Genomic DNA, 10,409 nt, shown 5'->3' with positions numbered 1-10,409 from the left:
AGCCAGTACCAGTTGTACGTTGCTTCGATGACCACGCCCACGAGATCTTCGCGGTGCGGTGCCAGTGCTGCCCGGATCTGGATGGGATCGTTCGGCAAGCGCCGTTGGTAGAGCACCCGGTCAGCGTCATCGCTGACCACAACTACGCTGTTGTTCGAATGAAGGTCGATTCCACTAAACTTGTCCATGCCGGCCTCCTGTGCGTCAAGTGGGTGGACCAACCCTGACTTTACGCCCGCCGCCCTACGGCAACGGCGTGAGGCCGGCTACATGATTATCAGATCCGGCACCACGCACCGTATTTCCACCGGACGGTAGACATCGGCCTGATGCAAGTCAATTCCATCCACTTTCTTCATTGCGCGTTAGGATGATCGATGCGATTATGCTCCGTACTCCTCAGGTGAGCGCACAACGATCACGTCAATATGGTTCTGGAACATGATCACGCGCACGATCAACACCCGGCGGACGAAGCGCGCCTCGTCGAACACCTCGTCAAGCTCAACGAGCCGTTCGTGTCTTACTTCGTTGAAGTCGCGCACAGCGTGCGCGTGCCGGCACCGAATCCCTGAGACGGCTATGAGGGCACCGGTCGCGGCGATCACCACTGTGGCCGAAAGCGGCGCGCTCGCGTGAGCTGCACGCCGTCCTCCGCGCAGCGCGCGATGCGTCGCCGCGGCGCGATTCCCCTGATCCGGTAGTTCCCTGCATGAGGGCTCTATGACATTCGAATGGCCGTCGTCGTTGTCGCGACAGGACATGACCGAGCTGGTCGACCTGATGAATACGGTATCGACGCGCGAGACGACGCTCGGATTCTTCGAGCCCATCACCGCGTCGACCGGTCTCGCGATGATGGAGTCTCTCGATGCCGACCTCCGCGCGCGCGCGGTCGACCTGCTGATCGCACGCGAGCGGCCGGGCGGTCGGATCGTTGGCATGCTGACTCTCGCGCGTCAAGCGTTGCCCGCGCGGCGACACATCGTCGAAATGAAGCGCTGCGTGATCGAGCCTGGGTATCGAGGGCGGTTCGTGCTCAACGGCTGGCGGCTTGCGCTCGAACGTGTGAAGAAGATGGGCTGCGAAATGATCGTCATTGATGTACGCAGCGATGGTAAGGCCGAGCAGCTATGGCGTCGTCTTGGTTTCGTCGAGTACGGCCGACTCGACGACTTCGCGCGCGTGAACGGCCGCATGATCACGGGTTATTTTCTTCGCGCGTACGTGGACGACGTGATCGCATACCAGCAGCGCACGAAAACGTTCTGGCACCGCCCAGACACGCCGATTCTCGGCGAGTCCGAGTTCGAAATCACGTCCGTCCAGCAGGACGAATGACGCCGGCCCACGTTGGCGTCGCTCCGCGCGATGTGCGTGCAGGGTGCGTGGGCCGCTTATGCGAGCCATGCGTTCGGGCCGTGGATCGCGGGCCGCGCACGCGTGATGCACGGCATCTGCAGCTTCGGGATGACCTACGCGGCGACGCGGCTGATCAAGTGGCTGGCCCTGCGATTCCGGTGCGACCCGTCGGCGCCACGCGAAGGCGATCGTGCTCGCGATCGGCCTACACGATCGACCGCGTGGTGCTCGACGCGCGCCGTGCGGGCGCCGGCGTAACGAAAACAACCATCGACGCCGCTGCGGCCGTGACCGCGACCGTGGCCGTCACTCACAGTCCTACAGGAATGCATGACATGGCAAGGAAAATTGCGGTTCTGACGAATGATATGCAGTACGAGCTGGTCAACAAGAATCCCGAGCGTATTCGCGCCGTGGCCGACGCGAAGGACGATTTCTGCCGGTTTCTCGACGGCATGCGGAAGCGCGGCTGTGACATCGTGCACCTGCAACTCATCAATCGAGAAGACGACGCGAATGCCGAGCGGTACAACGGCTATCTGCCTGTGACGAAAGGTAGCGAAGGCGCACAGATAATCTCCGAGTTCCTCGCCGAATCGGATCTGGTCGTCGAAAAGAATAAGGACAGCGGCTTTTACGAGACAGATCTTCACGAAATGCTCCAGGCGCGCGGCGTCGACACCGTGGTAGTGACCGGCATGCAGACGCAGATCTGCGTGCAGACCACGGCGGCGGATGCGTTCTTTCGTGGATACAACATCTGGGTGCCGTCCGACTGTGTCGTCTCCGCGCAGGAAGCGGACAAGAAGCGAGCGCTCGAATGGCTCGACGGCTATTGCGCGACTGTGACCGATTCGACCGAGGTACTGCGCACGATCGACGAGTTCGGTCACCTGCCTCGCAAGGTGATCAAGACGCCTTGACGCACGGGCTCGCCGGGCGCGGTGCCGCGCACGCGGCAGGCGGACGAGCGCATTCATCCAAAAACTTTCGATTGAAGGATCCATGAATATCAATGATCTTTCGCGCTCGACGATCGTGCTCGACCACGGCACGGGTGCCAAACTGAGCCGCGAACTGGTAGAAATGATCGTGTCGGTGCTGGACGATACCTATATCGGCGAAATGGAGGACAGCGCGCTGCTCGACGTCGACGGTAGACGCCTCGCGATGACGACGGATTCGTTCGTCGTCGATCCACCGCTGTTCGGCAACGGCGACATCGGCAAGATTGCGGTGTGCGGCACCGTCAACGATCTGGCGGTGATGGGGGCGACACCGAAGTTCCTGTCGCTCGCGCTGATTCTCGAGACGGGCCTGCCGTTGAGCACGCTTGTGCGGGTGCTGGAGTCGATTCGCGACACGGCGCGCGAATCGAACGTCAAGATCGTCGCGGGCGATACGAAGGTCGTCGGCAAGGGCGAGGCGGATCGGATCTTCATCAACACGACGGGCATTGGATTCTTCGGGCGCGCTCCACTGCGGATGAAGCAGGTGCGGCCGGGCGATCGTGTGATCCTGAGCGGGTGGATCGGCAATCACACGATCCACCTGTTGTCGATTCGCGAAGGGCTCGGATTTGAGACGCGCGTGCTGAGCGATTGCGCGCCGCTCAACCGTATGCTGGCCGTGCTGTTTGACGCGATGCCGGAAAGCGCGCTGCGCTCGGTGCGCGACGTCACGCGCGGCGGCCTGTCGGCCGTGATGCACGAATATGCGTCCGCGCTCGATTCGACGATCGAAATTCGTGAAGCCGACCTACCGATCCAGGCGGAGACCGCGATGGCGGCCGATATGCTCGGCGTCGATCCGATCAACATGGCGAACGAAGGCTGCCTTTGCCTGTTCGTCGCGCCGGAGCATGTCGAGCAGGTGCTAACGGTGCTGCGCGGTCATCCATACGGCAGGCAGGCGGTCGAGATCGGCGAGGTGCGCGACGCGGGCGATCGCGCAGTCGTCATGCGCACCCGCAACGGCGAGCTGCGCACGATTGAGGAACTGGCGGGCGCGGAGTTGCCGCGCCTATGCTGACCGGCAACGCAACCGCCGTCGCTCCGCACGCCGGCGCGAACGGGCCGATTCGATGGCGCGTGCGTGTTACCGGCGTGGTGCAGGGCGTCGGCTTCCGGCCGTTCGTGTACCGGATTGCGACGTCGCGCGCGTTGCGCGGCTGGGTGCTGAACGATGCCGACGGTGTACTGATGGAGGTGGAGGGCGACGCGCACGCACTGGCCGATTTCGCTACGGCACTACGCTCGGAATTGCCGCCACTTGCGCGCGTAGCGTCGCTGCAGTCGCACTGCGTCGCGCCGCTGCATGACGCGACGGAACGCTTCGTGATCCGGGACAGCGAGCGTAGCGGCAGCCACCTAGCGCAACTGCCTGCGGATTCGCACGTGTGCGATGCCTGCTTGGGCGAGATGGCAGATCCGGCCAACCGGCGCTATCGCTATCCCTTCATTAACTGTACAAACTGCGGGCCGCGCTTCTCGCTGATCAAGGCGATTCCGTACGATCGCGTCAATACGACGATGCGCGCGTTCACGATGTGTACGCGGTGCGAGGCGGAGTACCGCGATCCGTCCAACCGCCGCTATCACGCGCAACCGAACGCGTGTCCGGAATGCGGGCCGCGGGTGGAGCTATATGATGCCGACCGGATGCTGTCGGCCGGCGACGACGCGTTGCGCGCGGCGATCGACGCGTTGCGCACGGGCCTGACGGTCGCGGTCAAGAGCGTCGGCGGTTTTCATCTCGTCGTGGACGCGCGCAATCCGGACGCGATTGCGCGGCTGCGCGACCGCAAGCGCCGCAACTCGAAGTCGTTCGCGCTGATGATGGCGTCGGTCGAGACGGCCCGGCGCTGGACCGACTGCAGCGAACTTGAGGCGCAATGGCTGAGGTCGCCCGGCCGGCCAATCGTGCTGCTGCGCAAGTTGGACGGCGGTGGCCTCGCGGAGAACGTCGCACCGCGCAATCCGAACCTCGGCGTGATGCTGCCGTCGGCGCCGCTGCATTACCTGCTGCTGTCCGATCCCGACCTGCCGGCACTGGTGATGACGAGCGGAAACGTGTCCGGATTTCCGATTGCGTATCGCAACGAGGAGGCGCTCGCGCGCTTGTTCGAGGTGTCCGACCTGGTGCTGCTGAATGACCGCGACATCGAGATTCGCATCGACGACTCCGTGATTCGTTGCTCGAACCACCCGCAGTTGCCCGAACCGCAGGTCAGTTTCCTGCGGCGCGCGCGAGGCTTCGCGCCATACGTAATAGAAGCCGGTCGCTCGATGGCGCCAGTAGTCGCCTATGGCGCGGAACTGAAGACGACAGTCGCGCTCACGGATCGCGAGCGAATCTATGTGAGCCAGCATATCGGCGATCTCGGCAACGACGACACGTTTCGTTCGCATCAGACGATCGCGTCGCACTTGGCCGATCTGTATCGCGTGAAGCCTACAGTGGCCGCCTGCGATCTGCATCCGTCGTTTCGGTCGACCCGGCTCGCGTCGGACACACATGTGTCGCGTCAGCAGGTCCAGCATCACCATGCACACATGGCGTCGTGCCTCGCCGACAACGGGCTCAATGGGCCGGCCATCGGCGTGATTCTGGACGGCGCCGGCTACGGCCTCGACGGCACGATCTGGGGCGGCGAGTTTTTCATCGGCGACGCGCGGGCGGTGCAGCGCGAGGGACACTTGCGTTACCTGTCGCTGCTGGGCGGCGACAAGGCGGTGCATGAACCGGTGCGCACGGCACTCGCACTTGCGCTCGAATCGTTCGACGGCGATGAAGGCATGCTGGCGAGCGTGCCCGCGCTTGCGGCGCTTGGCCATGAAGCGCGGCACGTGTACGCGACGATGTGGCGGAAGGGCATCAACGTGACGCGCGCGTCGAGCATGGGGCGGTTGTTCGACGGCGTCGCGGCGCTGGCGGGCGTTTGCTCGCGGGCGGAATATGAAGCGCACGGGCCGATCGAATTCGAGGGGCTGCTTGCGCGCGATCTGGCGATGAGCGAACCGTATCGTTACGCTTTTGACCCGTCCGCCGACGCGCCGGTCGAGCTTGACTACCGGCCGCTCGTGCGGCAGGTCGTGTCGGATACTGCCGGTAGCGTCGAGCTGGCGACGATCAGCCGGCGCTTTCATTCGACGATCGTACTGGCGATTGCGTCGCTGTGCGACCTGCTGCGCAGCCGGCATGCGCTCGACACGGTCGTGCTGAGCGGCGGCGTGTTCCTGAATGAATTCCTGCTGGTGAATGCGCTGGTCGAACTTCGGCGGCGAGGCTTCGACGTACATGCGCATCGCGACGTGCCGACCAACGACGGCGGTATTGCACTCGGGCAAGCGGTCGTCGCGAGCGCGAGAATCACAGCGGAACGCAGGGCCGTCATATAAATGGCTCTTTCAGGGATTGTACCGATGAACGGACCAGATGCTGAATTGTTCGATCTACCCGATATGTTCGAGTTAGTTCGGCAACGCCCGCGTGCGCACCTATCCGAACGCGCTGGGCCGCGTGTTCGTGAAAGGCCGGGGCGCGCACGTGGCCGACAGCGATGGGAAGGAGTGTCTCGACTGCCTGTCTCGCGCCGGCACGCTGGCGCTGAGCCACAACCACCCGTACGTCTGCGACCGCGTCATTGAATATCTTCAGTCCGACCAACTGCTCCAGGCGCTCGACCTCACGACGCCCGCGAAGAGTTGCTTCATCGAAGCGCCGTTCGACGCGCTGCCAGAAACATTCGCGCAGCAGGCCCGCATCCAGTTCTGCGGGCCGTCCGGCTCGGACGCGACCGAGGCCGTCGTCAAGCTGATGAAGACGGCCACCGGCCGGCGCTCGGTGCTGGCGTTTCACGGCGGCTATCATGGCATGACCGCGGGTGCGCTCGCCCTGACGGGCAACCTGAACGCGAAGACGGACGTCGCATCGCTGATGCCGGACGTGCATTGCGTACCGCTGCCTCTTCGGCACTGACGGGTCGGGTACGGAAGCACTCTCGCTAGCGTACATCGAGCGCGTGCTGAATGATCCCGAAAGCGGCATCGTCGCGCCTGCCGCGGTCATCGTCGAGGCGGTGCTGGGTGAAGGCGGGGTGATTCCAGCGCCGGCCTCGTGACTACGGGGGCGCGCGACCTTACCGAACGTTTCGGCATCCCACTCGTGATCGACGATTCAGACGGGATTCGGCCGGACCAGAACGATGTTCGCGTTAGAGCTGGCGGTGCATCGTGCCCGATGCGACCCTGATCTCGAAGGCCATTGGCGGCGGCTTTCCGCTGTCCGAAGTGCTGTATCAGGAAAGCGACGTCAGGTAGCCGACGATCTCCAACGCGGACTGCGGCGACATACGACCATCTGGGAGCTTCTCTACAACCACTACGTCATCGCGAAGAAGTTCGACGCGCCCGACATTGAAGCCTTTGCGGCCAAGGTAAGACCAGAGGGCCGGCGGGGCGATTACGGACCCAACAGCGGGGGCTTCGACTGGCCTGAATACGGAACCCTCACTTTCACCCTGAAGTGAAACGCGCTCCCGCCAGCACATACCGATCACCGTTGCGTGTTGCACGGCGGGGAATCCCGATCTGCGAACGAATATTGCGGCGCCCCGCGATACGTCGCTGGCGAGCATCGGCCTTTACTGACGTCGATGCCCGTGAGACAAATCCAACAGCCACCGGGCAGTCGTCCTGTTCATGCCTGCCGCTAGCGAGGACCGAAGGTCTGCACAGCTTTGAGAATAGATGAAGCTGTCGCGGCCCGATACGCGTAACCGACGGGTGCGAGTGAAAAAGCCTCGCCCTTTGCCGATCTGCCGGTGGTCTGGTCGTACCGGTTTGCGTTCTCATGGAAAGCGTAGACGTCGCCCGGCGAATCCAGGCCAACCTGAATGCTCTGGTTTGTCCTGAAAAAATAGTTGTTTTCCGAATACACAACGCCGCCGCTGCCAATCTGCAGAGCGTTGTACTGGGTCTCGTCTGACCCAGCCGCCGTGAGGCCAGTGGGTGTCGCCCCGTTATCGAAATAGTTGTCGTAGGCGTGAATCCAGCCCCGCAGCAGCGGACGTCCCTTCAGGTTCGGGCCGAACTGGTTGTGGTGCAACGTGACATGCAGCCTGTTCCCTCCATATTCATAGGAATCCTGCCGGTTTGCGCCAATCACCATCGTCAGACGTTCATTGGCCAAGTCTTGGTTCTTGCCCGCCCAGTTCCACATGGGATCGGGGTGCATCGTCAGCCATTCGCTGGTGAAATAGAACCGGCTATAGGAAACCGTCACCTTATCCGATGACAGTGTCACGCTCATTAGGTCGTCGCTCGTATCGTAGAAGGCACAATGATCGATCCACGCATTGGTGACCCGTCGAAGCGACACGCCTTCATAATTGATGCCGGCGTTGCTGGATGTGCCGTAAACCTGGGCAGGCAGGGCCTGAAGGTCCCGGATAACGCCATGAAAAGTGATGTTCCTGATCACGACATTCTGGATGTTCTTGCCTGCCGGCAGCATTTCGCCGTCAAATTTGAGCTGGATGTTTTTCAGCACTGCACTGCCTCCGCTGGCGCCTTCGATCGTGGTGTTGTCCCAGTCCGTGCTGGCGAAGGTGACGGTCGTCAGTCGCGGCCCGCCGTAGATTTCCCCCTTGACGAGGATGTGGTGCTGTCGCGCGTTGAATGCGGCCAGCAGATCAGCGAGGCTGGCAACCGTGACGGCGGAATCGTCTGACCCGGTCGCCGTTGCGAACCCGCCGGTGTTCGTCGGCAGGCGCGCGGTGATTGCTGCCTCAGTGGACCGCGAGCCTATCTCTGCTGAGGGATCTGGCGCAGAAGACGTCCCATGTGCGCTACCACGAGCGCACAGCAGATTTGCGATTAATATTGTCCTGAGTAGCCGCCAGTTCATTCGTTTCTTCCATTCGAGAACGCATAAAGTTAGGAGCCGGCAATGGGCAGATTCCGGCCCAAGGTGCATTCGGTTCAAACATCGGTGCACGCCCGCATCAGGCTGCGCAATCTGATGCGCGCATCGGCAACGTGAATGTTAACGCAGCCCTGCGAGCACCCAGGATTGTGACGGCGGGAAGTCATGCCCGTGAGCGCGAAAGGATTCCTATGTAATATTTTTGGCTTGCCATAGTCTGCGTATCCGGCACGCACGGCGGACACTGACGGCGCATCGGGGAAGGAGGTTGGAAGCCGGTGACTGGCGTCGGTATGTTATAGGTGCCGTAACAATGGGGAGGCGCTTTCGCGAAACTGGAGTTTCTCCAGAAAACGCATCTCTATCGATCACAGGGGTTAGCGACATGCGCCCAAAAGAATTTCATCGCCTACCGACAGCAGTCCGATTTGCACGTCACCCCATCGGGTAAAATGTTGGCCTCCCGGCGCCCGCCGAAATGGTTGCGTGCAAGCGCTGCATCGAGTTGCATGTCGGCGACAGTGACATACACAGGCGATCAGCATCGCGTCTACCGTGTACCACCGTGGGAATATCATGAATCTCGATCCCGAATTTGACGATCCGCTGACTGACGAAGAGTTTGGTGTGCTCGAATGCTTTCTTTCGAGCAATGCCGTTTGCGACGATGCGATGGACGCCGTCATGTTGCACGGCTTTCTGACCGCCGTCATCTCTGGACCGAGCATGGTCATGCCGAGTGCGGTTCTTCCGTGGATCTGGGATGCGCGGCACGCAACACGTCAGCCCAGATTTTTATCAGCCGGTCGGGCACGCAAGATTACCGGACTGATCATTCAATACTGGAACGACATCAACAACGCCCTGAATCAGTGTCCCGATCTGTTCGAACCTCCGCTGCACACGACCGAGTGGCAGGGTGAAGAGATTATCGTCCTCGACGAGTGGTGCGAGGGCTATTGCAAAGGCATCGAAATCGATCGGGAGGCCTGGGAGCTGCTGATCGAACGACACCCCGAGTGGTTCAATGTCATCCTGTTGTTTGGAACAGCCTCCGGATACCAGGCACTGGGGCAGCGAGATTACACCGTCGAGCAACGTCGGTCATTCGCAAACCTGCTCACGGCCGCAGCGCTCAATATCCATCGATACTGGGGTGAGGAGCGCCGAAAACTGATGGAACAGGGCGAGCGGCCGAACATGATCCCGGCGGTTTCAAGGCCGAAAGACAGGACGGGCAAGCATGCCGGACGCAGCGATCTGGATGCGCAAGACGGGAACGAGTCCGAAGACCTGTTCCTTGTCGATTCGCTCGGCCGGACGACGGAAGATGCGTTTCACCCGCTTGCATTGTCCCCACTGTCTACCAGCGTCACTCGCGAAAGCACGTCTGTCGATGTGCACGTCTATCGGGCCGGAAACGACAGCCGCGATGGCTGGATCCTGGAAATCATCGACTCGCACGGAACATCAACAGTCTGGGGCGACCCGTTTCCGACCGACGGAGCCGCGCTGGCAGAAGCGTTGAACACCATCAGCTCGCATGGCATTGCATCGGTAACAGCAGGCGTACCGGAGCACGTGACGAAGCACTGACCGCTCTTGACCCGTCTTGCGCCCTGAGCAAAGGCCCGGTCGCCGCAGCCTGCGGGTCAAACTTTGTGCGGCACGGACAGAAGCTTCATCCGGCAAGGCCGTACAACATGCCGGCGGAAGCCCAGCACCATGATCAGGAATCGCAGTTTTTCCCGGGGCGCAAGATATTACGTGATCTGCACGCAAGGCTATTTGCCGCCTGCAATCGAACCTGGTACTTCCCCATCGACCATCCATGTCTTTGACCGATAGCGATTGTCTCGCGCCCAAAATCACACCGGCGGGCCACCTCCTTGCAGCGCCGGACGTCGATGCGCCTCCCTTGCCAGATGACGTTGCGCTAGGCGCTTCCTTCAGGCGCGGCACGGGTCATGGGCTGCTCTATCTGGGGAGCGCAACCATAGGGCGTGCACTGCCGCCTGCGTGGGCATGGTGGCGCGACTTTGGCGCCCGCTATGTCACGTCTTTATGCACCACGTCAGAAGGCGAGGAGGTCACGGTTTCTCAACCGGACACAGGGGACT

The 10,409-nt window shown here is 61.9% G+C and carries 9 protein-coding genes and 1 pseudogene; 8 read left to right on the top strand and 2 right to left on the bottom strand.

The genetic code is table 11. The annotated features are described in order from the left end of the window. Window positions 1-188 (bottom strand): annotated as a pseudogene (locus GCT13_RS45505) (IS110 family transposase); the annotation flags it as partial. A gap of 240 nt (window positions 189-428) precedes the next feature. On the opposite strand from GCT13_RS45505, the gene GCT13_RS48965 reads away from it, so the two are divergent. The 7 genes from GCT13_RS48965 to GCT13_RS50300 all read left to right on the top strand — a co-directional run bounded on the left by GCT13_RS48965 (window position 429) and on the right by GCT13_RS50300 (window position 6,892). Continuing rightward, entirely contained in the window at window positions 429-575 is a 147-nt protein-coding gene (locus tag GCT13_RS48965; RefSeq protein ID WP_160111880.1) for a hypothetical protein, read from the top strand. 148 nt (window positions 576-723) lie between these two features. Next, on the top strand, window positions 724-1,341 hold the full coding sequence (locus GCT13_RS45500) for a GNAT family N-acetyltransferase (protein ID WP_087740258.1): 618 nt from the start codon (window positions 724-726) through the stop codon (window positions 1,339-1,341). Window positions 1,342-1,697: 356 nt separating this feature from the next. Then, a complete protein-coding gene (locus GCT13_RS45490; RefSeq protein ID WP_087740260.1) occupies window positions 1,698-2,285 on the top strand; it encodes an isochorismatase family cysteine hydrolase in 588 nt (195 codons plus the stop codon). Window positions 2,286-2,367: 82 nt separating this feature from the next. Further along, window positions 2,368-3,393: a hydrogenase expression/formation protein HypE gene (gene hypE, locus GCT13_RS45485; protein ID WP_087740257.1), complete on the top strand. Its 1,026-nt coding sequence runs from the start codon at window positions 2,368-2,370 to the stop codon at window positions 3,391-3,393. After that, window positions 3,387-5,762: a carbamoyltransferase HypF gene (gene hypF, locus GCT13_RS45480; protein ID WP_087740256.1), complete on the top strand. Its 2,376-nt coding sequence runs from the start codon at window positions 3,387-3,389 to the stop codon at window positions 5,760-5,762. Before hypE ends, hypF begins: the two co-directional genes overlap by 7 nt. Window positions 5,763-5,853: 91 nt before the next feature. After that, entirely contained in the window at window positions 5,854-6,342 is a 489-nt protein-coding gene (locus GCT13_RS50305; protein WP_143811226.1) for an aminotransferase class III-fold pyridoxal phosphate-dependent enzyme, read from the top strand. Window positions 6,343-6,568: 226 nt separating this feature from the next. Continuing rightward, window positions 6,569-6,892, top strand: a complete 324-nt coding sequence (locus GCT13_RS50300; protein ID WP_162497913.1) for a hypothetical protein — start codon at window positions 6,569-6,571, stop codon at window positions 6,890-6,892. Between the two features lie 182 nt (window positions 6,893-7,074). Here the strand turns inward: GCT13_RS50300 and GCT13_RS45465 are convergent, their stop codons facing one another. Continuing rightward, a complete protein-coding gene (locus GCT13_RS45465) occupies window positions 7,075-8,271 on the bottom strand; it encodes a pectate lyase family protein (RefSeq protein WP_087740254.1) in 1,197 nt (398 codons plus the stop codon). A 594-nt stretch (window positions 8,272-8,865) separates the two neighbouring features. Here GCT13_RS45465 and GCT13_RS45460 point away from each other — a divergent pair. After that, window positions 8,866-9,885: a YecA/YgfB family protein gene (locus GCT13_RS45460; protein WP_087740253.1), complete on the top strand. Its 1,020-nt coding sequence runs from the start codon at window positions 8,866-8,868 to the stop codon at window positions 9,883-9,885. Window positions 9,886-10,409: the final 524 nt, after the last annotated feature.

Origin of the sequence: Paraburkholderia franconis, assembly GCF_009362735.1 — a bacterium.
Lineage (GTDB): Bacteria > Pseudomonadota > Gammaproteobacteria > Burkholderiales > Burkholderiaceae > Paraburkholderia > Paraburkholderia franconis.
The sequence above is the reverse complement of the archived record's forward strand: the minus strand, read 5'-3'. Positions and strand labels throughout refer to the sequence as shown.

Excerpts from the sequence above, each read along its gene's own strand:
- GCT13_RS48965 (WP_160111880.1), top strand. The coding sequence starts at position 429 with ATGGTTCTGGAACATGATCACGCGCACGATCAACACCCGGCGGACGAA.
- GCT13_RS45500 (WP_087740258.1), top strand. The coding sequence starts at position 724 with ATGACATTCGAATGGCCGTCGTCGTTGTCGCGACAGGACATGACCGAG.
- GCT13_RS45490 (WP_087740260.1), top strand. The coding sequence starts at position 1,698 with ATGGCAAGGAAAATTGCGGTTCTGACGAATGATATGCAGTACGAGCTG.
- hypE (WP_087740257.1), top strand. The coding sequence starts at position 2,368 with ATGAATATCAATGATCTTTCGCGCTCGACGATCGTGCTCGACCACGGC.
- hypF (WP_087740256.1), top strand. The coding sequence starts at position 3,387 with ATGCTGACCGGCAACGCAACCGCCGTCGCTCCGCACGCCGGCGCGAAC.
- GCT13_RS50300 (WP_162497913.1), top strand. The coding sequence starts at position 6,569 with ATGTTCGCGTTAGAGCTGGCGGTGCATCGTGCCCGATGCGACCCTGAT.
- GCT13_RS45465 (WP_087740254.1), bottom strand. The coding sequence starts at position 8,271 with ATGAACTGGCGGCTACTCAGGACAATATTAATCGCAAATCTGCTGTGC.
- GCT13_RS45460 (WP_087740253.1), top strand. The coding sequence starts at position 8,866 with ATGAATCTCGATCCCGAATTTGACGATCCGCTGACTGACGAAGAGTTT.